The following is a 22,106-nucleotide window of genomic DNA, read 5'->3' on the forward strand; positions in this document are numbered from 1 at the left end:
CTTCTGACATGCATTCCTCTCGGGCGGCAAGCGGCGCAGGTGCCGGGCCGCCGGTGTATCGGTTGCCGGCGGTCTGGTGGCGTCTGGATTACAGGCCCACCCCGTGCACGGCGCAAAGGTGCATTTTACTGCGACCCCACACCTCGGCTTCGTGCCGGATTCTCATTTTTGCTGGGATTTTCCGTTCTGGACTCAGACGCTGCCCGCGATGGCGTCCAGCGCGACGCGCGCGAGGAACCCGCTCCGGGTTTCGTGGCGACGTTCCACGAACATGTCGATCTTGTGCAATACGAAGCGAGGCAGGCTGATATTGATTCGCTCAGGGCGCGCGTCGAGCTTGCTCATGTCGATGTCGGCCAGTGCCCAGATCGCGCCTGCGTACTCCGGTTGGGCCATCAGCGTGCCGATCGGCGTCGCTTTCAGAACAACCTCCTCGCCAAGGGAGAGCAGTGCCACCACGTGAGTCGTGATGGCCTCGCGTGCATTGCGGACCGCTTCCTCGATGGATTCGCCGGCGGAGTAACAGCCCGCCACATCGGGCACCGTCACACCGTAGACCGAATTCGCATCCTTGTGAATGGCAATGGGAAAGTCCATGTCGTTCCTCTTTGTACACGGCGCGCCGCTTATAGTCCGGCCGTCCTCAGAATGTTTCGGACCGTGCCTGTCGGCAGATCCTTCTTTGGATGGGGCACGGTCCCAATCAGCATGTGCTGCGGATGTTTGAAGGTGAAATGACTGCCATGCGTGCGCACCAGCTTCCACCCCTTCTGTTCGAGCAATCGGATCAACGTGGACGAGTGCAATTTCGAGCCCTGGGTGATCCGTGTGTAAGTCTACACACGGTGTTGGGGGCGCAAGTAAACTTGTGTGTCGCGAGTAACTTTATGGCGGGTGAATCGGAAAATCCCGGGCGAGATTCTGAAAGAAAGTGCGCAAAACGAAACAGGCGCCGTCGGATCTCTCCGATGGCGCCTGTTTGGAGGCAGCCTGGGGGCTAGCTAAGGATCAGACTGCGGTGGGCTTCGCGTTGTCGAGCGAGAAGGGGGCCAGCAGGCGAACCATCTGCGCGAAGGCCTTCGGGTTGCCGGCCAGCACTTCACCCTGTTCCATCTGGCGCGATTCTCCGGCGTAGTTGCCGACCAGACCGCCAGCCTCAGTAATCAGCAGCATGCCGGCAGCCATGTCCCACGGCTTGAGGCCGCGCTCGAAGAAACCATCCAGACGGCCGCAGGCGACGTAGGCCAAGTCCAGGGCGGCGGCACCCGGACGGCGCAGACCGGCGCAGCTACGCGTCATCAGCGCGAACATTTCCAGGTATTCGTCCATGCCTTCCAGATCGCGGAACGGGAAGCCGGTGCCGATCAGGCAATCGGCCAGCTTGTCGCGGCGCGTGACGCGGATGCGGCGGTTGTTCAGGAATGCGCCCGCGCCCTTGCTTGCGGTGAACAGTTCGTCGCGGGTCGGGTCATAGACCACGGCTTGCGACGGCACGCCCTTGTGCAGCAGGCCGATCGAGACCGCGTATTGCGGAAAGCCGTGGATGAAGTTCGTGGTGCCGTCCAGCGGGTCGATGACCCAGGTGAATTCGCTCTGTTCTTCGCCGTCGGCCCAGGACTGACCGGACTCTTCCGCTAGAATGGCGTGCTCGGGGTAGGCGGTGCGGATGATCTCGATGATGGCCGCTTCGGCCGCGCGATCGACTTCAGTGACGAAATCGTTGTGTTGTTTGCGCGAAACGCGCACCAAGTCGACGTCGATCGACGCGCGATTGATGATGGACCCCGCCTTGCGGGCCGCCTTGACGGCGATATTGAGCATCGGATGCATGAATTTCTCCAGGCGGGGCAACCGCGCCACGACGCGACATGGGACGCCACAGAAACAAGGGCGAATCGCGCGGGCTGCCGGGGCCGCCAGACAACACAACGAATTGTAGAAGAACGGGGTGCGTCGCCATGTGAGGCGCCGCACCGCAATTGGAAGGCAGCATTGTATAGGAACCTGGCCTCTCGCACGAGTCGACAACCTCGATCGAGACGGGCGGGACGCTCCGGATGACCGAAGTCTTGAACTCTCAGATGGATCCGATCCCGAACGGCGCCGCCGCAAGTGATCTTTCAGACATTTTCGCGCATGTGCGTGTGGTGCTGGTGGAAACCAGTCACCCCGGCAACGTGGGCTCGGTCGCGCGGGCGATCAAGACGATGGGCTTCGGGCACGTGCCGGGGAGCCTGGTGCTGGTCTCGCCGCGCGAGCAGGGAGTCGTGTCGCATCCCGATGCCGTCGCGATGGCCAGTGGTGCCGATGATGTGCTGGCCAGCGCCACGATCGTCGACAGCATCGAGGCCGCGCTGGCTGGTACGGCCTTTACCGTCGCCATGACCGCCCGGCAGCGCGAATTCGGGCCGCCGAGGCTGTTACCGCGCGCCGCCGTGGCCAAGGCGCGGTCGGTGCTGGAGGCGGACCCCGCTACCACGGTCGCCTTCGTATTCGGTAATGAGCGCTTCGGCTTGCCGAACGACGCGGTATTGCGCTGTTCGGCCGTGACGCATATCCCTGCCAATCCGGCTTACGCCTCTCTCAACCTGGCCCAGGCCGTGCAGCTCATCGCCTATGAGATGCGGCTGGCCTTGCTAGAGGCGCAGGAAACGGCCGGCGGGCTCCCGGACGTCGCTGGCGATATCGGCTATGCTGGTGACCCCGCCAACACCGAGCAGATCGAGGCGATGTTTGGCCACCTTCAGGCCGGGCTGGCGGCGATCGGCTTTCTGGACCCGGCGAATCCGCGCAAGCTGATGCCGCGCCTGCGCCGGTTGTTCGCGCGGACCGGCCTGGAGCGCGAGGAAGTGAACATCCTGCGTGGCATCGCCAAGCGCATGCTGCTGACGGGCGATGCAAAGCACGACGACAACAAGGAAGACTAGTTCCGTGGCGATTTTCCCGGCGTACATCATGCAAGGCCTCATCCGTGGCGCGGCGTCTGGTCGCCCGGTGGTGGGGCGTGCGTGCGCGCATTTGCCGGAACGATGTTGAGCCTGGTGCTGACCCGGGACGTCGTTTCAGACTCGTTCTGAGGCGGCTTTCCAAGAAGCCCTGACGTCGTCAGGGCGGGGCGGCAGGCGCGCAAATCTCTTACACTCGCTGTCTCGCGCCAGAGCCGTCCCCCCACACACACCGACTGCTCAGTACCGGCCAATGACCTCGGCGGCGACCAGTTCCATGAACGGCGCACGCTGCGGCAACACGACACGAAGAAGATGTTCACTCGCCTGAAGGAAGATATCGACACGATCATGCTGCGCGACCCCGCCGCGCGCAGCCGTCTGGAAGTCCTGACCTGCTATCCCGGGCTGCACGCCGTAATGTTTCACCGCGTGGCCAATGCGTGCTGGCGGGGTGGATTTCACTGGCTGGGGCGCTGGATCTCGCACTGGTCCCGCTTCCTGACCGGGATCGAGATCCACCCGGCGGTCAAGCTGGGCCGTCGCGTGTTCATCGATCATGGCATGGGCGTGGTGATCGGCGAAACCGCCGAAATTGGCGACGATTGCACGATTTACCAGGGTGTGACGTTGGGCGGCACGTCGCTGTACAAGGGCCAGAAACGCCATCCGACGCTGGGCGTCGGCGTGGTGGTGAGCGCAGGCGCCAAGGTGCTCGGCGGCTTCGAGGTGGGCGCGGGCGCGCGCGTTGGGTCGAATGCCGTGGTGCTGAAGCCTGTGCCGCCTGGTGCGACGGCGGTGGGGATTCCGGCTCGCATCATCATGCCCGATGCGCCTTCCACGCAGCAGGGCGCGAAGCAGGAGTTCTCGGCCTACGGCATCACGCCGAACGCGGACGATCCCGTGTCGCTGGCGCTCAAGAGCCTGATCGACAACGCGGCCAGGCAACATGACCGCATCGAGGCCGTGCTGGCCGCGCTCGACCGGCTCGGCGAGCATCTCGAGAACACGCCAAACGGCCGCTTCGACGCGAGCGAGCTGCGCAAGCTGATGAAGTAGTGGAGGCACACGCCGGTCGGCGTGGCGGTCGGCGCGAGCCCGGCATCGTCAGTCGACCTGCGGCAGCACGCGGAAGCCGGTGTCGTCGAGCTGGAGCACGGCGGCCCGTGGATGGCGGCCGTCGAGGTCCCAATCCGTCAGCACCCAGCGCTCGCCGGCTTCGTGTGTGTGGCGTGCGGGACGGTGCGTGTGGCCGTGCACCAGCGTGCCGGCCCCGCTCGAGGCGAGCAGTGCGTTGACGGCGTCCGGTGCTGCATCGCCATAGGTGACCGGCACCGCGTCGATGTCCTGGCGCGTGCGCCCGGCCTCGCTGTCCGAACGAAGGCGTCGGGCGATCGACAGCCGCGTGCCGAGCGGCAGCAGCAGGAACAGCCGCTGTACCCAGCCCTTGCGTGTCCAGTGGCGAAAGCGCATGTAGCGCTCGTCGTCCGTGCACAGCATGTCACCGTGGCTGAGCGCCACGCGATGGCCAGCACAGGCGATCACCGATGGGTCCGGCAGCAGCGTCGCGCCCGCCCTGGCCGCGAATCGACGGCCAAGCAGGAAATCACGATTGCCGTGCATCAGATAGACCGGCACGCCGGCATCTGCAAGCCGGCGCAGCGCGGCGGCAACCTCGGCCGCGAACGGCGAGTCGGTTTCCTCGTCCCCTACCCAGAACTCGAAAAAGTCCCCCAGGATGAACAGCGCGCGCGCATCCTGCGCCGCACGAGCGAGCACGCGGTGGAAGGCCGCCAGCGTGCGCGGCATGTCCGCCGTCAGGTGGAGATCGGAAATGAACCACGCCGGCGCCTGCACCTCGATCGGGGCGGCCACCGGCGTGCGGGTGGGAGCGGTCATGCGGTCCGGATGTCTGTATTCACCACGAGCGGCATGCCGCCTGTCGTTCGAATCGACGTTAAACGCGATTACTCGACAATCGTGGCCTTCTCGATCACGACGTCCTCGAGCGGCACGTCCTGATGGAAGCCCGAGCTGCCGGTGCGCACGCCCTTGATGGCGTCGATCACGTCGGTGCCTTCCACGACCTTGCCGAACACGGCATAGCCGAAGCCTTGCGGCGTGGGCGAGCTGAAGTTCAGGAAGTCGTTGTCCACCACGTTGATGAAGAACTGGGCCGTGGCCGAGTGCGGCGCGTTGGTGCGGGCCATGGCAACCGTGTAGCGGTCGTTCTTCAGGCCGTTGCCGGCTTCGTTCTCGATCGGCGCATCGGTATCCTTTTGCTTCATGCCCGGCTCGAAACCGCCGCCCTGGATCATGAAGTTCTTGATGACGCGGTGGAAGACCGTGTTGTCATAGTGGCCCTTGCGCACGTACGACAGGAAGTTCTCGACCGTCTTCGGGGCCTTCTCGGCGTCCAGTTCGATGACGATGGCGCCTTGCGTGGTTTGGAGTTGTACCTTGCTCATGGGGTTACCTCTGTTCGATGATGCGATGACGATTGTATTCGGGGTTGCCTGGGGTCACTTGGTGACCACGGTGGCCGACTCGATCACGATCGGCGCGGCAGGCACGTTGCGCATGGCGCCATACGCGGTGGTCGGTGTGGTCTTGATCTTGTCGATCGTGTCCATGCCCTCTACCACCTTGCCAAAGACGGCGTATCCATTGCCGTCCGGCTGCGGGTAGTCGAGGTTCGGATTATCCACCACATTGACGAAGAACTGGGCGGCTGCCGAGTTCGGGTTCGACGTGCGAGCCATGGCGACGGTCCCGGCCTTGTTCTTCAGGCCGTTCTGCGATTCCAGCGGGATCGGCGCCAGCGTTGGTTTTTCCTTCATGTCCCGGTCGAAGCCGCCGCCCTGGACCATGAAACCGTTGATCACGCGATGGAAGATCGTGCCGGCATAAAAGCCGCTTTTTACGTAGCCCATGAAATTGGCCACGGTCTTCGGGGCGGCATCGGGGTACAACTCGATAGTGAACTTGCCGGCGCTCGTCACGAACTGCACGCGCTCGGTCTTCGGCGCGGCGGTGGCGGGGCTGGCGCCCTGGGCCATTGCGGCCAGCGGAGACAGGGCAGTGGCGGCGGCCATCAGGCCGGTCAGGACGATGCGGCGGGAAAGGGTCATGTCTGGACTCCGGGTTGCAGGTCTGGCAGTCGGCAACGTCACTTGGACGTCGCCGGATGAGGCGTTGAATACTGTGCGAGTTCAGCGTGCGTCGGGCGCGCTGGCGGGCGGGGTAACCGGCGACACGGGTGGCTTTGCCTTGCCCATGCCCTTGATCGCCGAGGCGCCCGATGCCGGGGCGGGCATGGCGGATGGCGCGGATGCGGCGGCCGGCTGCAGTTCGCGCAGGCTCGCGGCCGCGCGCTTGTCGCCGGGGTTGCGGCGCGTTGCGTCGCCATAGGCCTGGACGGCCAGGGCCCGATAGACATCGCCCAGGTTGCTATAGGAGAGCGCGTAGTCGGGCCGGGCCTCGATGGCCAGCAGCAGTTCGGCCTCCGCACGCTTCAGGTCGCCGCGTTTCGCGTACAGCAGCGCCAGGTTATTGTGCGGCTCCGGCAGTTCGGGGAAATCCTGCGCCATTTCGGCAAAGGCCTTGATCGCATCGTCCTCGCGGCCGGCCTTGGCCATTGCCCATGCACGCTGGAATCGAGCCTGCGCATTGCGCGGGTTGTCGGCCAGCACGCGGTCGAACCCGGCGATGGCGTCGTCATAGCGCTTCTCATTGGCCGCCTTCTGCGCGGGCTTCATGCCGGGGTCCGCCGATTGGGGCCCGGTCGGCGCGGCCGGTGGCGGCGTCAGCGAAAGCGGCCCGTTCTGCGCGAACGCTGGCGCGGCGCTCAGCGCGGCGGCCATCGCCAGCGCGCTTGCCAGCGCGGAAAGGGGTCCGCCACGGCGGGGCGAAGCAATGGTCTGGATGGGCAGAGGCAGGCTCATGTAAGGGCGGTCCGTTATACTCCGCGGCATTCTAACAAAGCGGCGGGGCGTGGAGCACAGGCCGCAAGTTCGCGTGACATTGTCGGCAGCGCGTCCGGCCGCCGTTGATGGCTTCCGGTAAGATATGGGGCTCGCGCGCCATCGACATGCTTGTCAGCGCGCGACAGCCTCGCTCGATGTCATCGACGCCGTATCCACTCACATCCGCTTCATGCAGCAATTGAACATCTACAACACGCTCGCGCGTGAAAAGCAGCCTTTCGTGCCCATCGAACCCGGCAAGGTCCGCATGTATGTGTGCGGCATGACCGTGTACGACTACTGTCACGTTGGCCATGCGCGGGTGATGGTGGTGTTCGATATGGTGCACCGCTGGCTGCGCGCCGCCGGGTACGACGTGACGTACGTCCAGAACATCACGGATATCGATGACAAGATCATTCGTCGCGCCGCGGAGAACGGCGAGACGATCGGTCAGCTCACCACGCGTTTCATCCAGTACATGCACGAGGATGCCACGGCGCTGGGCGTGATCCGTCCCGACTATGAGCCGCGCGCGACCGAATACGTGCCGCAGATGCTCAATATCATCGAGAAACTCGAAGCCAAAGGCCTGGCCTACCAGGCGACGGACGGCGACGTGAACTACTCGGTGCGCAAGTTCCCGGGCTACGGCAAGCTGTCGGGCAAGTCGCTGGAAGACCTGCGCGCCGGCGAGCGTGTCAATGCCAACGATGCCAAGCAGGATCCGCTCGACTTCGTACTGTGGAAGTCGGCCAAGGCAACCGAGCCGCCCGAAAGCAAGTGGGACTCGAAGTGGGGCAGCGGCCGTCCGGGCTGGCATATCGAATGCTCGGCCATGAGCTGCACGCTGCTCGGCGAGCATTTCGATATTCACGGCGGCGGCGCCGACCTGCAGTTCCCGCACCACGAGAACGAGATCGCGCAATCGGAAGGAGCTTCCGGCAGGCCGTTCGTCAATATGTGGATGCACAACGGTTTCGTACGTGTGAATGACGAAAAGATGTCGAAATCGCTCGGCAACTTCTTCACGATCCGTGACGTGCTCAAGGAGTACGACGCCGAAGTGGTGCGTTTCTTCATCCTGCGTGCGCACTATCGGAGCCCGCTGAACTATAGCGATGCCCACCTTGATGACGCACGCCACGCACTGACGCGCCTGTATACGGCGCTCAAGGAAACGCAGCCCGGCGGTTGCGCGGTGGATTGGGAAGAGTCTCACGCGAAGCGCTTTGCCGAAGCGATGAACGATGACTTCAACACGCCAATCGCCATGTCGGTGCTGTTCGACCTGGCCAGCGAGGTCAATCGCACAGGTTCCGTGGCCGCGGCGCATCAACTCAAGGCGCTCGGCGGCACGCTGGGTCTGCTTGAGCGCGATCCGCACACGTTCCTGCAAGGTGGTCATGTCGCCGGCAGCCTGAGCGGCGAGCAGATCGAAGCGCAAATCGCGGCCCGCCGTGCCGCCAAGGCCGCACGCAATTTCGCCGAGGCCGACCGCATTCGCGCCGAATTGCTCGAAGCCGGCGTGGTGCTGGAAGACAAGCCAGGTGGTGCCACCGAGTGGAGGCGTGCTTGAACGCTGCCGCGCGCAAGCCGAAGGCGGTTGCACCTGCCCAGCCGAAGCCGGTGGCGGGGAAGGCCGCCGCCAAGGTCGCGCCAAAGGCCGGCGGCAAGCCCCGCAAATCGAACCTGCCCGAGGTGGATGCGGTACCGCTGCCGGTCGAAACCGTCGTCGACGCCGTGCGGCCCGCTTATTGGGATGAGGCGTGTGCCGACCTGATGAAGCGCGACCGCATCCTGCGCAAGATGATTCCTACCTATGGTCCGGCACATCTGGTGTCGCGTGGCGATCCGTTCGTCACGCTGGCGCGCTCGATCGTCGGCCAGCAGATATCGGTGAAGGCCGCGCAATCGGTCTGGGAGCGGCTCGCCGCCATGTGCCCGCGTCTGACACCGGCGCAGTTCCTGAAATCCGGGCCCGAGGAGTTGGCTGGCTGCGGGTTGTCGAAGCGCAAGGCGGAGTACATCATTGATCTGGCCGACCACTTCAAGGCGGGGCGCGTGCACGTCAAGGAATGGGTGGCGATGGACGACGAGGCGGTGATCGCCGAGTTGACCCAGATCCGCGGCATCGGACGCTGGACGGCGGAGATGTTCCTGATGTTCAATCTGATGCGACCCAACGTGCTGCCGCTCGACGATGTCGGGCTGATCAACGCGATCTCCACCAACTACTTCAGCGGCGAACCGGTGACACGTAGTGAGGCACGCGAGGTGGCCGCCAACTGGGAGCCGTGGCGAACGGTGGCGACGTGGTACATGTGGCGCAGTCTGGACCCCCTGCCAGTGACGTATTAGGAATACGGCAGGAGTGCGGTAGGGTAAATTTGGAGCAAAAACGGCGTTAATTTCTGCGTTTTGTGCGTAGAAATCAACTTCCTGGGCGGTCGGAAACGGTATTTTTTCCGGTAGAATGCGCCCCTTCACAGACAGGTCCGCGTTTTTATGAAAACCACCTTCCTGGATTTCGAGCAGCCGATTGCCGAGCTCGAGGCAAAGATCGAAGAACTGCGTTTTGTGCAGGACGACTCGGCTGTCGATATTTCCGAAGAGATTTCCCGGCTGGCCGGCAAGAGCCAGCAGCTGACCAAGGACATCTACGCCAACCTGACCCCGTGGCAGGTGGCACAGATCGCGCGCCATCCGCAGCGTCCGTACACGCTGGACTATGTGCGCGAGATCTTCACCGACTTCCATGAACTGCACGGCGACCGTGCGTTTGCCGACGATCTGTCGATCGTGGGCGGTCTGGCGCGCTTCAACGGCCAGGCTTGCATGGTGATCGGTCATCAGAAGGGCCGTGACACGAAGGAACGCGCGCTGCGCAACTTCGGCATGTCCAAGCCCGAGGGTTACCGCAAGGCCAAGCGCCTGATGGAACTGGCCGACAAGTTCGGCCTGCCGATCTTCACGTTCGTCGACACGCCGGGCGCATTCCCGGGCATCGATGCCGAAGAGCGTGGCCAGTCCGAGGCCATCGGCCACAACCTTTATGTCATGGCTGGCCTGAAGGTGCCCCTGATTGCGACGATCATCGGCGAAGGCGGTTCGGGTGGCGCACTGGCGATCGCCGTCGGCGACGTGGTGCAGATGCTCCAGTTCGCAACCTACGCAGTGATTTCGCCGGAAGGCTGCGCGTCGATTCTCTGGAAGACTGCCGAGAAGGCGCCTGAAGCTGCCGAGGCACTGGGTCTGACTGCTCACCGACTGAAGGCGCTGGGCCTGATCGACAAGATCGTGAGCGAGCCGCTGGGTGGCGCGCATCGCGATGCGAAGGGCATGGCGACGATGCTCAAGCGCTCACTGGCCGAATCGCTGCGCCAGTTCCAGGGCATGAGCGTCAAGGAACTGCAGGCGCGTCGTCACGAGCGACTGATGGCCTATGGCAAGTTCAAGGAAACCGGCGCCCAGGAGTGATGTGAGCGCAGGGAATTCGACGCAACTGATCGCGCGTCTGACCGACAAGGTCGCACAGGCTCTACAGGCCAGTGCGGCCTTTGTTGTTTCTGGCGAGAGGCGGTTGGAGACTGGTGGCCAACTGGCCGCCGACAGGCAGCCCGTGACCGTCGCGGTGGCGCTGTCAGGTGGCCGCGACTCCGTGGCGCTGCTCCATGCCACGCGAGAAGCCCTGGCCGCCACGTGGCCGCTTGCGCGTCTGGTGGCGCTGCACGTGCACCATGGCCTGCAGGCGCAGGCCGATGACTGGGACCGATTCTGCGCCGCGCTGTGCGGTGATCTGCAAGTGCCCTTGGTCAGCGCGCGCGTGACGGTGCAGGCGGCGACGGGCGAGGGCATAGAGGCTGCGGCGCGGCGCGCTCGCCATGAGGCGCTGGGTCGCATGTGTCGCGAGCAGGGCGCGCGGCTGCTGCTGTTCGCGCATCATCGTGACGATCAGGTGGAAACCGTGCTGCTGCGGCTGTTCCGTGGAACGGGTGTGGCCGGCATGGCTGGAATGCCCACGCGACGCCCGCTCGATGAACGGGGCGACATTCAACTGGTGCGCCCATGGCTCGGTGTGACACGCGCCGAGATCGATGATTACTGCGCGCGGCAGGGGTTGCGCTGGATCGACGATCCTTCGAACGCGGACACGCGTTTCGCGCGCAATGCGCTGCGCGCGCAATTGCCTGCACTATTACAGGCGTTTCCGGCCCTCTATGAGAACGTGGCCCAGGCCGCCACGCATTTCGCACAGGCCGCCGGCATGCTCGATGCGCTGGCCGCGCAATCGCTGGCTTCGCTGGTCTGCGCGGGGCGCGATGCCGACACCATTTCAGAACTTGATCTCGCGGGCCTGCGCGCCTTGCCATCCGAGCACGCGGATGCCGTGCTTCGCCACTGGCTGCGCGATCTCGGCACCCAGCCGCCGTCGACGGCGCGCCTGGCCGCGATGCGGGCCCAACTCATCCAGCATCAAGGTGGCGAGCCGGCCATCGCGCACGATGGCCTGGTGCTACGACGTTTCCGTGACCGGCTGCTGGCCTGCCCAGCCGTGCCCGCTGGAATGCCGGCGCCGTTTGCGTTCGAGTGGCGCGGCGAATCGCGCATTGTCGTGCCGGCATGGCGTGGCGAACTGCGCTTCGAGCGTGATGACACCTTTGGCGTGCCCGAGTCCGTGCTGCGCGTGCCGTTGAGGTTGGCTGGCAGGGCGGGGGGCGAGCGCATCGTCCTGCGTCCGGGCGGCCCGGCGCGAGCGCTGAAACAGGCCTATCAGGAGGCGGATATTCCCGCATGGCGGCGAGCGCATCTGCCGCTGCTATGGAGTGCCGATGTGCTGGTCCTGGCGGCTGGTTTGGGCATGCATCGTCGCTGGCCCAACGATGCGCCACATGCCCCGCGGTGGCGCGTGGAGTGGCTCGCGCGGCCCGATCTGCGCGGTTAATCTCCCGGTTTCCGGCAAAAAATGGGGACAGTATCATTTCGGCTTGTGAATTATTTTCACAAGAAAATGATGCAAAATCTGCGATGTTCTTGCCGGTTTTACCCCCTTTGGCCTTTACGGGCAGCCACTCTTCGTGTAATTTCATGTGCTTTGCACAATCGCTGGCGTCGATAAGAAGATGGCTCTCATCGTTCACAAATACGGCGGCACTTCGATGGGTTCTACGGAACGCATCAAGAATGTCGCCAAGCGCGTGGCCAAGTGGCACCGCGCCGGTCACCGCGTTGTCGTGGTGCCTTCGGCCATGTCGGGCGAAACCAATCGCCTGCTGGGCCTTGCCAAGGAAATCTCCGCGCAGCCGGACCCGCGTGAACTCGATATGCTGGCGTCGACCGGCGAGCAGGCCAGCGTGGCCCTGCTGGCCATCGCGCTGCACGGCGAAGGCATCGACGCGGTCAGCTACACGGGCTGGCAGGTGCCGGTGAAGACGGACTCGTCCTACACCAAGGCCCGCATCGAATCGATCGATGACGAGCGCATCCTGGGTGACCTGGATGCCGGCAAGGTGGTCGTGGTCACGGGTTTCCAGGGCATTGACGGCGACGGCAACATCACGACACTGGGTCGCGGTGGTTCCGATACCTCGGCCGTGGCCATTGCCGCGGCGATTGAAGCCGACGAGTGCCTGATCTATACCGACGTGGATGGCGTGTATACGACCGATCCGCGCGTGGTCGAAGACGCCCGCCGCCTGGACCAGATCACCTTCGAGGAAATGCTGGAAATGGCCAGCCTGGGTTCGAAGGTGCTGCAGATCCGTTCGGTGGAGTTTGCCGGCAAATATCGCGTGAAGACGCGCGTGCTGTCGTCGCTGACCGACCCCCTGATGCCGCTCGAACAGGAAATGCATTCGGGCACGCTGATTACTTTTGAGGAAGAGTCTGAAATGGAAGCAGCCGTCATCTCCGGCATCGCCTTTGCCCGTGACGAAGCCAAGATCACTGTCCTTGGCGTGCCGGACAAGCCGGGCATCGCCTACCAGATCCTGGGCCCGATCGCCGACGCCAACATCGACGTCGACATGATCATCCAGAACCAGTCCGTGGACGGCAAGACCGACTTCACGTTCACCGTGCCGCGCGGTGATTACCAGCGTGCGCTGACGATCCTGAACGACAACGTGAAGGGCCATATTGGCGCCGAGAGCGTGTCGGGCGACCCGAAGGTGTCGAAGGTGTCGGTGGTGGGCGTGGGTATGCGCTCGCACGTGGGCATCGCCAGCAAGATGTTCCGCACGCTGTCGGAAGAGGGCATCAACATCCAGATGATCTCCACGTCGGAAATCAAGATCTCGGTGCTGATCGACGAGAAGTACATGGAGCTCGCCGTGCGCGCGCTGCACAAGGTGTTCGAGCTGGATCAGGCGTGATCCGGAACTGAAAACGTTCTGGCGGGGCGTGACATTTTTTGCTGCGGGTCATCGAATTTTCATTGACCAGTAGCGGTACCCTCGCTAGAATACGCGCTTCGTTGTGCGGCTCCCTCGCACAACGCAAGTTTGGGAGACGTGGCCGAGAGGTCGAAGGCACTCCCCTGCTAAGGGAGCATCCGGGCCAAAACCTGGATCGAGGGTTCGAATCCCTCCGTCTCCGCCACTACATCGTATTGGCGGCGAACCCCGGAAGATCGCGGTCTTCCGGGGTTTTGTTTTTTCTGGGGTGCGATTCTCTGGCCGTAGTTGTGGTCCTTCGCTGCACCCCTTCGCGTCCCTCTCTGGTCCCTTAAAAGTCCCACGCGTTTCGCTCGTTGCCCGGCCCGCCCATTGGACCGGGCCCGTACTCAATCGCCATCTCTGAGCGAGTCCCTTGCGGCGGTATCCTGAGCGCGAGAGAGACGGGCGCCGGGCGCTTCGGGGGCGCGGCTGAGGAGAGGGTCCAAATCAAAGAGTCACGGACACCCTATGACGACCAGCTCAGAGTGATTGCGCTCCAGGTTCTTTAGGCCCGTGACACGTCCAGCGCAATGCTCTCTAGCCGCCTGGCTGTCTCGCCGAGTCATACCAATGGCATCGATGCGCATCGGTCTTCTAAGTTGTTGCCAGGCTGACTGCCTGGCGTGGCGCATGAGCTTTGCTGAGCCATGTCGCGAGTGTGGCCGCCGTCATCGGCTTGGCGTAATACCAGCCCTGCGCATAATGCACGCCTCTTGCGAGGAGCCATGCGACCTGAACCGCCGACTCCACACCTTCAGCGACGATTTCCAAGCCCATGTCATGAGCCATCGCGATAATGTGCGGAGCGACAACACTTGAGGCAGTGTCCTGCTCGATCGTGTCGACGAACGACTTGTCGATTTTCAGAACGTCAATCTCGAAGGATTGCAGATAGGACAGACTCGAGTAGCCGGTTCCAAAGTCGTCAATGTAGATGGGATGGCCCGCTGCCCTGAACGCGGCAATGACACCCCGTGTCTCATCGGTATTCATGAAACTGCGCTCCGTCGCTTCGATTCGGATCTGCCGACGGGTGATGCCCGTCCCGGCTAGCGACGACGTGAGCAGGTTAAGGAAGCGTACGCTGCGCAGATCCTCGCTGCTCACATTGATCGAGACATAGAACGTGGGATTCGCGACGAGCATCTTGCCAAGTTGCGCGATCGTCTTCTCGAGGACGACGTCTGTCAAAAACTGGATGAGGTTATTCTCCTCGGCGACTCGCACAAATACCTCGGGTGAAATCGCCTGACCGTGAAGGGTCCACCTTGTGAGCGCCTCGACGCCTACGCATTCGTTGTCGGCGATGCGGACGATGGGCTGATAGACAACGTCGATCTTGCGCCGTGAAATGGCCCATTCAAGGGTTGCCGGGAATGAGAACTGCCAGGAGATGCGTTTGTACGCAAGCCATCCAAGCAATGCGCCGGCAGTGACGCCAATGGAAAGCCATGCGGCCAGCAACTTCGGCCAGTTGCCGGCGACACTGCTGCGCGGCGATTTCACAACGACGGCGATCTGTCGTGTTGAAGACTGGGCTACGGCGTAATTCCATTCGTCACTCTTCACGTTGCCACTTTGCTTCCAGGCGTTGAGCATGTCGCCTGGGTCGGCGCCGGTCGAGACGGCGATCAGCGTTCCCGTGGCGGTTTGGATTGCCGCGATGGGGCGCTTGGCTGGGTCGATCAGGTCGACGTAGGAGCCGCGATCAATGGAGACGTAACGGCCGTTGCGTCCGATCTGGAGGTCATTGCGCTCGTTGCTAAGCGGACTCCTCCGCCTGAACCACATGGAATATCCCTCGTTGCTCCGGTAATCCGGGGGAGGCAACGTCAGGTCCTTCGCGCGCACGTCGCCGAGCAGTGGCGAGCAGAGGTACAGCCCATCGGCGTACGCACCCGCATCCTGAACGTACCGGTAGTTGTAGATCACGCGTGCCGCGTGTTCGAGGTTGGGGGGCGAGCAAGGCGCACCCGGCTGTTGGTCAAGATCATTGAGGGCGGCAAAGGCCTGGGACGTGACAACTTCCGCGCGCATGATCGCCTTTTTGGCGAAGTCCTTAATCTCGGCACGCTCTCGTCGTTCGACGTCCTTTTTCGCGACATAGAGGCTGGTGAGGACTGGTACGACCGTCGCGAGACACCCAAGGGCAACCGAAGCCGAAACAACTGTGATGCGCTTGATCATTTCGTACCCCAGGATGGACGGAAGGGAGCCAAGGGTCGGCTGAAAAGCGGGCGAGCGCCGCACCTTCAAGTGCCAGGAAAGCAGAGGATCAGAGTAAGAATAGTCTCAGGCGCTTCGTCTGCAATGTGATGCCTGGGTGAGGCTCTCTGCCTACATTTGTCGTCCGCACCCCATGCGTATCCAGAGCCACCCAGGCCAGGCGGCAGTTTGCGATGGTCAAACCGACATTCCGTACCTAGCCGGCATCTTGGGGCGCAGACGTCTCGGGCACATACACATGAACGCGGTTTCGCCCCGCTGCCTTGGCGCTGTAGAGGGCGGCGTCCGCCCGTTCCTGCGCTGCCGCGAGGTCGGATTCGCCTTCGCGGTACGCCGCGATGCCAATACTCACGGTCTGCGTGATTGCTTCTCCGGACTCAAGAATGATCGGCGTATTCTGGATGGCGGCGCGGATGCGCTCGGCGATCACCTGCGCCTGTCCCAGTGCCGTATCAAACAGGATTGCGGTGAACTCTTCTCCGCCTATACGCGCGCCAAGGTCAGTGCTACGCAATGCGCCCTCGAATTGCCGCGCCACCACCTGTAAAACGCGATCGCCAGCGGCATGGCCGTAGGTATCATTCACCCGCTTGAATAGATCAAGATCGAGCGCGAGTATCGACAAGGCACTGCCTTGCTTGCGCGCGTGCATGACTGCCTTCTGGGCTGCGTTTTCGAAATAGCGGCGGTTGGCGAGCCCGGTCAGTGCATCGAGGTCGGCTTGGGTTCGCAACTCCTTGAGCATCTGTTGCTGGCTGTTGACGTCGACCAGTGTGACAAGTACCGCTTTTGACGCGACTGATTCACCTCCAAACTCAAGCTGAGCACAATGCACCAGCATGTATCGCGTTCCGTCGCGCGTGAGCATGGGAATGGCTTCATCCATACGGGTCGTACATACCTGCGACCAGTCTGCGGCGTTCGCAAAGAGCCGGGAGAATGATTGCCCCGCTCCGGCCACAGCGCCGAAGTCCGCCAGTAGGGCTTCGTTAGTCAGGAGGATCTGTTCCGTGTCATGGTCGACTACGGCAACGGGCGTCGGCATGTTCTTGACGATGGTTGACACCATGCTCGCGAACCTCTCGACCCGATCCTGCAGACGACGCTCGTGGAGGATCAGCAGAATGCCACTTACCAACATGAGAAGCATGACAGCGGCGCCGGCCGCATTGATGTAAGTGCTCCGCCAGAAGCCCTCCCGGAAATCGCTGACCGAATATCCGACCGCCACCGTCCAGTGGTCGGGGGTCAGCCGTGTTGCAATGCTTCGTGTGGACACCAAACGCTCGATACCGTCGATTTGCGAGGAAGCATATTGCGTTGCGGTTGTTGGTCCGGCCCGCCCGCGATCTTCGCGCAGGACCTGTCCAACGGCTAGTGTCGGATGCTCCGGATCACGCATCACCAGGCGGTGTTCGCTATCCAATAGCAGAACGGAGGTGCCGGGTGCCAGGTTCACGCCGTCAAGCACAAGGCGTTCGTAGGTCAGGATGATGACGACCACCGCATCTAGGTTCATCGCCCGGTTCTGATGCCCTTTGGCGAGCACGACCGCGCCACGCTCGCCCCACGCGACGGGGAGTATGACGGCGTTTGACGGATTGGCTCGCACGCTTGCCAAAATCTGGTCAAGCGGCGGCACTTCGTTCATGAAGCCCGGACGGGAACTGGCAAGCAGATGCTCACCCTGCGGATCGAACACCCCGATCAGCGCGCGTCTCAATGGGTTATCCAGAGCCTCGGTGAGATTGACAAGTGTGGCGTCCGTGAGTGTGCCCGTATCGAGCAGGCGCTCCGTTCCGCTCGTTAACGCAGTTACGTCGCGAAACTGATCTGCGATACGTCCGGCCATCAGGGAAGATTGCACATCCAGTAGCCGGGCGGCCAAGGCGTTGATTGCACGAAAGTCATAGTAGGACTGCCATACATTCACCAGGATATCTATGGCCACCAGCAGGGCCAGAATAGGTAACGCCCGCCGAAGCCACGACTTCTTCATGCGCCGATCCATCGACCAGTAAGTAGCTGAACTCTGTGAATGGCCCATGATTCCCGCTGATGAAACGTCTACTGATTGGTCAGAAATGACTTGTTCATTCACCTGGACATGGCCGATCTTCCCCCATGCCAAAGGCGATTTGTCGTGCGAAGTCAGCATACGCAGGCAAGGTGCTGCTTGCGGCACGCGTGGATGCTCGGTCCCACGTGCATATTGACGCTCACCAGCCGGAGCCCCGATCAATCATATGTCCACGCGGGGCGCTTCCAAAATAGTGTGCAGCCGGCGCTGCAAGATGAACCGTCGCCCCTTTCGTCGGGCGAGCCTGATCCCTGACGGTAGGCCGCCGTCGTCCCGGCATCACGGCCGAAGGATTCCAGGTTTTTAGTTTTTTCATCCAATTTTCGAAAAGATTCACTTCCGCTCGCGGAATCCTTCCATCAGGATTTTCTGAGTATGGAAAGCGCGCGGCACAGCCGGGTAGAGCTGTTCGTGTCAGAAGATCGTGTCGGCAGACGCGGAGACTTTGGCTGCCTTCATTTCGCCGTGTCCTTTTCGAGGAGGTTCGGAGATGTTCGCCAAGATCGTCGCGACATATCGCTACTTCATGTCCGTGGTGCCTTTTCGGCTGACGCCGGCCATCATCACCACGGTTGTGCTTGTCACACTGCTGCTCACACCGACGCCGGCTGGTTTGAAGGACAACGCTTGGGATCTGGTCGCCATCTTTCTGACCACGATCGTCGCCATCATTCTCAAGGTGATGCCGATCGGTGTGATGGCGATGATGGCAATCGTGATCGTGTCACTGGCGCAAGTGACCTCGAACTCGTCCAAGGGCGCCATTGCCGATGCGCTGAGCAGCTTTGATAGTCCGCTGATCTGGCTGATCGTTGTGGCCATCCTGATTTCGCGCGGCCTGAAGAAGACCGGGCTGGGTAGTCGCATAGGCCTGATGTTCATCGCGCTATTGGGCAAGCGGACAGTCGGCATCGGCTACGGGCTGGCGATCTGCGAGCTGGTGCTGGCGCCATTCACGCCCAGCAACACCGCGCGCGGCGGCGGCATCGTGCACCCGATCATGCGGTCGATTGCCGGCGCTTTCGAATCTGATCCGGCTAACGGGACACAGGGAAAGGTCGGTACCTATCTGGCACTGGTCAACTACCACGCCAACCCGATCACTTCGGCCATGTTTGTGACCGCCACCGCGCCGAACCCCCTGGTCGTCGACTACGTGGCCAAGGCCAGTGGCCAATCGCTTCACCTGAGCTGGACCACCTGGGCGCTGTGCATGCTGCTGCCCGGCCTGGTCTGCCTGCTTCTGATGCCGCTTGTCATTCTCGTGCTCTGTCCGCCCGAACTGAAGGCGACCCCCAACGCGATCGAATACGCCAGGGGCGAGCTGGCTCGCATGGGCCCCCTGGGTGGCAAAGAGCGCGTCATGATTGGTGTCTTCGCCATGATGCTGGTTCTGTGGGCCAACGTGCCGGCAATGATCTGGGGACCGACGTTCACGCTCGACCCGACGGTGGTCGCCTTTCTCGGCCTGTTCGCGTTGATCATTACCGGCACGATCGACTGGGACGATGTGTTATCGGAGAAGAGCGCCTGGGACACCCTGATCTGGTTCGGCGCTCTGGTAATGCTTGCGGAGCAGCTCAACAAGCTTGGCGTGATCGCATGGTTCTCGGCCGATATGCGCGATGCCATTGCTGCCAGTGGAATGGGTTGGCTCTCGATTGCCGCCATATTGGTGCTGGCGTTCGTGTTTTCTCATTACCTATTCGCAAGTACCACTGCCCATATCAGCGCGATGATGCTGGCCTTTCTGACAGTGGGCGCGCAGTTGATTCCGTCGGCTTACATCGCACCTTTCATGCTGATGATGGCCGCCGGCTCGGCGATCATGATGACGCTGACCCACTACGCCACCGGCACATCGCCGATCATATTCGGCAGCGGGTATGTGACGATGGGGCAATGGTGGCGGGTCGGCGCGGTGATGTGTGTCTTTGAACTTGTCATCTTCGCCGTGGTAGGAGGTATCTGGTGGAAGATTCTGGGGTTCTGGTAGTCCGGACCACGGTCTCGATCCACAGTCCGAGTTCAGTCCTGGACCATCCGGATACCGATTCATAACATGACTCTGGCGTCCGACGCCGCGTGACGATGGCGTGTTTTCCGGTGTTGACGACGCGCAACCTGTAGAAGGAGCCACAAATGCCAGCCATGATGAAAGCCGCAGTCGTGCGCGCGTTCGGCGCACCTCTGACGATCGACGAGGTGCCCGTGCCGCAGCCTGGCCCTGGCCAGATCCAGGTCAAGATCGAAGCGTCCGGTGTCTGCCACACCGATCTGCACGCGGCGCAGGGCGACTGGCCGGTCAAGCCGTCGCTGCCATTCATTCCCGGCCATGAAGGCGTGGGATTCGTGTCGGCAGTTGGTGCCAATGTCAAACGCGTGAAGGAAGGGGATCGCGTCGGCGTGCCGTGGCTCTACAGCGCCTGCGGTTACTGCGAGCACTGCCTCCAGGGCTGGGAAACGCTGTGCGAGAAGCAGCAGAACACCGGCTACTCCGTCAACGGTGGCTACGGCGAGTTCGTGGTGGCCGATCCGAACTATGTCGGTCTGCTGCCGAAGAATGTCGACTTCATCGAAATCGCGCCGATCCTGTGCGCTGGGGTGACGGTCTACAAGGGTCTCAAGGTCACCGACACACGACCAGGGCAGTGGGTGGTGATCTCTGGAATCGGCGGTCTGGGCCACGTGGCCGTACAGTATGCGAAGGCAATGGGCCTGCGTGTGGCCGCCGTCGACATTGACGACGCGAAGCTCGCATTCGCGCGCAAGCTCGGTGCCGAAGTTGCCATCAATGCTCGCACTACCGATCCTGCTGCCTTCTTGCAGAAGGAAATTGGCGGTGCGCACGGCGTATTGGTCACCGCAGTCTCGCCGCAGGCGTTCTCGCAGGCCATCGGCATGGTGCGGCGCGGTGGCACGATCTCGCTGAACGGCCTGCCTCCGGGAGACTTCCCCACCCCGATCTTTGACGTGGTGCTCAAGGCCATCACTATCCGTGGCTCCATTGTCGGCACGCGTAGCGATCTGCAGGAAGCACTCGAATTCGCCTCGAGCGGTATGGTGAAAGCCACGGTATCCACGGAGAAACTGGACTCGATCAATAGTATTTTCGACCGCATGAAGGCCGGCCAGATCGAAGGTCGCATCGTGCTGGACTTCAACCGCTGACAGAGACCACTCGCGCTACTGGTGCCGGGACGTCGGGTTTCGTGTTCTGTCGTTCTTTCAGACGCCATTCACCCGACGTCTTGTGCTGCGTGCAACGTTCATCTGAAGACCAGGATGAGCGCCAGCACTGCCTCAAACGGCTCGGCCGCTCCAAAGGGCTACACGATCGAACCCCACACGGGGGACGCAGAGGCAACGCGGAGTTGGCCACCGGACGGGAATGTCACATGGGCAGATCAGTATTGCGCGGAGCGCTCCCTCGCTACCTTGTCTTCCTGGCTTTTGCCGTCAGTGCATTCGCGGCGCACGCCTGGACTGCAGGCAGCGATGGCGGTGCCGGAGCGACTACGGCCAGCCCCGACACGGAATCTGGACCCTATCGGGGCGTTGTCGGGCCGGTAGGCACTGCGGAGCCCGCGCCCGAGGCACCGAAGGAGTGGGACAGAGCACTACCGTTTTTTGCGCAGCGCGTGATCGATAAAGGCTACAACCTTCCGAATCCATACAACATTGGCTATTCCTATTACAACGGATACCAGCGGTATCAGCTTAGCGACCTCGCGGTTTCCGCAGCGAGCAATCCTCTACGCGCAGCGGATTTCGTCCAGTTTCAGCAATCCAAACTTCACAACGTCTCAAACCAGTTCCAGCTCGGGGCGTGGATATTTCCGTTCTTGAACGTCTATGGGATGCTCGGCACCATCGAGGGGAATGGGGCGATCGACATTTCGTTCTCGTCCAAGACGGACTTGCAGCAGTTCTTCGGCATCAATATCGGATGCGGCGGCAGTCGGCCTCGTCCAGAGTGTTCCAACCCCATCAAGCTGCCCACGCAATTCGCGAACTATAGCGGCCACACCTTCGGTGGTGGCTTTACGCTGGTTGGCACGTACAAGCAGCTTTTTTTCTCCTTGCCCGTAACCTATACCGTTTCGGACATTACGATGTCAGAGACGCCTGTGCAGTCCATCAACGTTGGCCCACGCATCGGCTGGAATTTTCGCCTTGGCCCAGGTCTGGGCCTATTGACGCCATTTGTCGGTGTGACCTATTTCAGGACTCATGCCAAGATCACTGGCCATTTTGACGTCCCGATCCAAGATGCTGGCGGCCAGACAGCGCGGCTGAATTACGAAATCAATCAGAGTGTGGTCGGGGCCTGGAGTGGATCGGCAGGCGTGAGCTGGGCAGTCAACCGCAGTCTGGGGTTCATCATGGAGTTCGGTTACGGATACAACCGGAACAATATTATTGCGACCGGCTTCTTCCGATTCTAGAAAGA

At 62.3% G+C, this 22,106-nt stretch carries 19 protein-coding genes and 1 tRNA gene; 11 read left to right on the forward strand and 9 right to left on the reverse strand.

Going from position 1 to position 22,106, the window contains the following annotated elements:
* Nucleotides 1-192: 192 nt before the first annotated feature.
* From K6G35_RS05505 to K6G35_RS05515, 3 genes are all read right to left on the reverse strand, one after another.
* The gene (locus tag K6G35_RS05505; RefSeq protein WP_008647764.1) at nt 193-597 is read right to left on the reverse strand and encodes a type II toxin-antitoxin system HicB family antitoxin; all 405 of its coding nucleotides are present in this window, start codon (nt 595-597) and stop codon (nt 193-195) included.
* Nucleotides 598-626: 29 nt separating this feature from the next.
* The gene (locus tag K6G35_RS05510; RefSeq protein ID WP_008647766.1) at nt 627-806 is read right to left on the reverse strand and encodes a type II toxin-antitoxin system HicA family toxin; all 180 of its coding nucleotides are present in this window, start codon (nt 804-806) and stop codon (nt 627-629) included.
* A gap of 202 nt (nt 807-1,008) precedes the next feature.
* On the reverse strand, nt 1,009-1,830 hold the full coding sequence (locus tag K6G35_RS05515; protein WP_008647768.1) for an inositol monophosphatase family protein: 822 nt from the start codon (nt 1,828-1,830) through the stop codon (nt 1,009-1,011).
* Between the two features lie 251 nt (nt 1,831-2,081).
* Between K6G35_RS05515 and K6G35_RS05520 the strand changes: the two genes are divergently transcribed.
* Together K6G35_RS05520 and cysE are read left to right on the forward strand one after the other, a co-directional pair.
* Entirely contained in the window at nt 2,082-2,927 is an 846-nt protein-coding gene (locus K6G35_RS05520) for an RNA methyltransferase (protein ID WP_234706953.1), read from the forward strand.
* A 333-nt stretch (nt 2,928-3,260) separates the two neighbouring features.
* Nucleotides 3,261-4,004: a serine O-acetyltransferase gene (gene cysE, locus K6G35_RS05525; RefSeq protein WP_008647777.1), complete on the forward strand. Its 744-nt coding sequence runs from the start codon at nt 3,261-3,263 to the stop codon at nt 4,002-4,004.
* A gap of 48 nt (nt 4,005-4,052) precedes the next feature.
* Here the strand turns inward: cysE and K6G35_RS05530 are convergent, their stop codons facing one another.
* The 4 genes from K6G35_RS05530 to K6G35_RS05545 all read right to left on the reverse strand — a co-directional run bounded on the left by K6G35_RS05530 (nt 4,053) and on the right by K6G35_RS05545 (nt 6,889).
* Nucleotides 4,053-4,844 carry a UDP-2,3-diacylglucosamine diphosphatase gene (locus tag K6G35_RS05530; protein ID WP_035881806.1) on the reverse strand — a complete coding sequence of 264 codons (792 nt, stop codon included), beginning with the start codon at nt 4,842-4,844 and terminating at the stop codon, nt 4,053-4,055.
* Between the two features lie 68 nt (nt 4,845-4,912).
* Nucleotides 4,913-5,413, reverse strand: coding sequence for a peptidylprolyl isomerase (locus K6G35_RS05535; protein ID WP_008647781.1), 501 nt, complete (start codon nt 5,411-5,413; stop codon nt 4,913-4,915).
* A 54-nt stretch (nt 5,414-5,467) separates the two neighbouring features.
* The gene (locus K6G35_RS05540) at nt 5,468-6,076 is read right to left on the reverse strand and encodes a peptidylprolyl isomerase (RefSeq protein ID WP_186425259.1); all 609 of its coding nucleotides are present in this window, start codon (nt 6,074-6,076) and stop codon (nt 5,468-5,470) included.
* An 81-nt stretch (nt 6,077-6,157) separates the two neighbouring features.
* Entirely contained in the window at nt 6,158-6,889 is a 732-nt protein-coding gene (locus K6G35_RS05545) for a tetratricopeptide repeat protein (RefSeq protein ID WP_286880218.1), read from the reverse strand.
* Between the two features lie 211 nt (nt 6,890-7,100).
* On the opposite strand from K6G35_RS05545, the gene cysS reads away from it, so the two are divergent.
* The 6 genes from cysS (at nt 7,101) to K6G35_RS05575 (ending at nt 13,510) form a co-directional block, all read left to right on the forward strand.
* On the forward strand, nt 7,101-8,489 hold the full coding sequence (gene cysS, locus K6G35_RS05550) for a cysteine--tRNA ligase (RefSeq protein WP_024569174.1): 1,389 nt from the start codon (nt 7,101-7,103) through the stop codon (nt 8,487-8,489).
* Nucleotides 8,486-9,271, forward strand: coding sequence for a DNA-3-methyladenine glycosylase family protein (locus K6G35_RS05555; RefSeq protein ID WP_035881810.1), 786 nt, complete (start codon nt 8,486-8,488; stop codon nt 9,269-9,271). The genes cysS and K6G35_RS05555 overlap by 4 nt, the downstream gene beginning before the upstream one ends.
* A gap of 147 nt (nt 9,272-9,418) precedes the next feature.
* On the forward strand, nt 9,419-10,390 hold the full coding sequence (locus tag K6G35_RS05560) for an acetyl-CoA carboxylase carboxyltransferase subunit alpha (protein WP_008644552.1): 972 nt from the start codon (nt 9,419-9,421) through the stop codon (nt 10,388-10,390).
* Entirely contained in the window at nt 10,356-11,855 is a 1,500-nt protein-coding gene (gene tilS / locus K6G35_RS05565) for a tRNA lysidine(34) synthetase TilS (protein WP_495676176.1), read from the forward strand. The genes K6G35_RS05560 and tilS overlap by 35 nt, the downstream gene beginning before the upstream one ends.
* A gap of 178 nt (nt 11,856-12,033) precedes the next feature.
* A complete protein-coding gene (locus tag K6G35_RS05570) occupies nt 12,034-13,284 on the forward strand; it encodes an aspartate kinase (RefSeq protein ID WP_008644554.1) in 1,251 nt (416 codons plus the stop codon).
* A 132-nt stretch (nt 13,285-13,416) separates the two neighbouring features.
* A tRNA-Ser gene (locus tag K6G35_RS05575) sits at nt 13,417-13,510 on the forward strand.
* Nucleotides 13,511-13,941: 431 nt separating this feature from the next.
* Here K6G35_RS05575 and K6G35_RS05580 read toward each other — a convergent pair.
* Nucleotides 13,942-15,534, reverse strand: a complete 1,593-nt coding sequence (locus K6G35_RS05580) for an EAL domain-containing protein (protein ID WP_495676177.1) — start codon at nt 15,532-15,534, stop codon at nt 13,942-13,944.
* 235 nt (nt 15,535-15,769) lie between these two features.
* On the reverse strand, nt 15,770-17,758 hold the full coding sequence (locus tag K6G35_RS05585; protein WP_495676178.1) for a sensor domain-containing diguanylate cyclase: 1,989 nt from the start codon (nt 17,756-17,758) through the stop codon (nt 15,770-15,772).
* A gap of 385 nt (nt 17,759-18,143) precedes the next feature.
* Here K6G35_RS05585 and K6G35_RS05590 point away from each other — a divergent pair, with 385 nt between their 5' ends.
* The 3 genes from K6G35_RS05590 to K6G35_RS05600 all read left to right on the forward strand — a co-directional run bounded on the left by K6G35_RS05590 (nt 18,144) and on the right by K6G35_RS05600 (nt 22,101).
* Nucleotides 18,144-19,649, forward strand: a complete 1,506-nt coding sequence (locus tag K6G35_RS05590) for a DASS family sodium-coupled anion symporter (RefSeq protein ID WP_035881811.1) — start codon at nt 18,144-18,146, stop codon at nt 19,647-19,649.
* A gap of 146 nt (nt 19,650-19,795) precedes the next feature.
* Nucleotides 19,796-20,824 (forward strand): alcohol dehydrogenase AdhP, encoded by a 1,029-nt coding sequence (adhP, locus tag K6G35_RS05595; protein WP_008644559.1) that lies wholly within the window; start codon nt 19,796-19,798, stop codon nt 20,822-20,824.
* Nucleotides 20,825-21,051: 227 nt separating this feature from the next.
* Complete coding sequence (locus K6G35_RS05600) at nt 21,052-22,101, forward strand: hypothetical protein (RefSeq protein ID WP_495676179.1); 1,050 nt, start codon at nt 21,052-21,054, stop codon at nt 22,099-22,101.
* The last annotated feature ends 5 nt before the right edge of the window (nt 22,102-22,106 follow it).

The sequence above is a fragment of the Cupriavidus sp. HY129 genome (genome assembly GCF_059492215.1).

What these genes read in the sequence shown, in the direction of transcription:
- K6G35_RS05520 (WP_234706953.1), top strand. Translation starts at nt 2,082, where the DNA reads ATGGATCCGATCCCGAACGGCGCCGCCGCAAGTGATCTTTCAGACATT.
- K6G35_RS05545 (WP_286880218.1), bottom strand. Translation starts at nt 6,889, where the DNA reads ATGAGCCTGCCTCTGCCCATCCAGACCATTGCTTCGCCCCGCCGTGGC.
- K6G35_RS05515 (WP_008647768.1), bottom strand. Translation starts at nt 1,830, where the DNA reads ATGCATCCGATGCTCAATATCGCCGTCAAGGCGGCCCGCAAGGCGGGG.
- K6G35_RS05530 (WP_035881806.1), bottom strand. Translation starts at nt 4,844, where the DNA reads ATGACCGCTCCCACCCGCACGCCGGTGGCCGCCCCGATCGAGGTGCAG.
- K6G35_RS05600 (WP_495676179.1), top strand. Translation starts at nt 21,052, where the DNA reads ATGGGCAGATCAGTATTGCGCGGAGCGCTCCCTCGCTACCTTGTCTTC.
- tilS (WP_495676176.1), top strand. Translation starts at nt 10,356, where the DNA reads ATGGCAAGTTCAAGGAAACCGGCGCCCAGGAGTGATGTGAGCGCAGGG.
- K6G35_RS05590 (WP_035881811.1), top strand. Translation starts at nt 18,144, where the DNA reads ATGTTCGCCAAGATCGTCGCGACATATCGCTACTTCATGTCCGTGGTG.
- K6G35_RS05570 (WP_008644554.1), top strand. Translation starts at nt 12,034, where the DNA reads ATGGCTCTCATCGTTCACAAATACGGCGGCACTTCGATGGGTTCTACG.
- K6G35_RS05580 (WP_495676177.1), bottom strand. Translation starts at nt 15,534, where the DNA reads ATGATCAAGCGCATCACAGTTGTTTCGGCTTCGGTTGCCCTTGGGTGT.
- cysS (WP_024569174.1), top strand. Translation starts at nt 7,101, where the DNA reads ATGCAGCAATTGAACATCTACAACACGCTCGCGCGTGAAAAGCAGCCT.
- adhP (WP_008644559.1), top strand. Translation starts at nt 19,796, where the DNA reads ATGCCAGCCATGATGAAAGCCGCAGTCGTGCGCGCGTTCGGCGCACCT.
- K6G35_RS05535 (WP_008647781.1), bottom strand. Translation starts at nt 5,413, where the DNA reads ATGAGCAAGGTACAACTCCAAACCACGCAAGGCGCCATCGTCATCGAA.
- cysE (WP_008647777.1), top strand. Translation starts at nt 3,261, where the DNA reads ATGTTCACTCGCCTGAAGGAAGATATCGACACGATCATGCTGCGCGAC.
- K6G35_RS05505 (WP_008647764.1), bottom strand. Translation starts at nt 597, where the DNA reads ATGGACTTTCCCATTGCCATTCACAAGGATGCGAATTCGGTCTACGGT.
- K6G35_RS05560 (WP_008644552.1), top strand. Translation starts at nt 9,419, where the DNA reads ATGAAAACCACCTTCCTGGATTTCGAGCAGCCGATTGCCGAGCTCGAG.
- K6G35_RS05540 (WP_186425259.1), bottom strand. Translation starts at nt 6,076, where the DNA reads ATGACCCTTTCCCGCCGCATCGTCCTGACCGGCCTGATGGCCGCCGCC.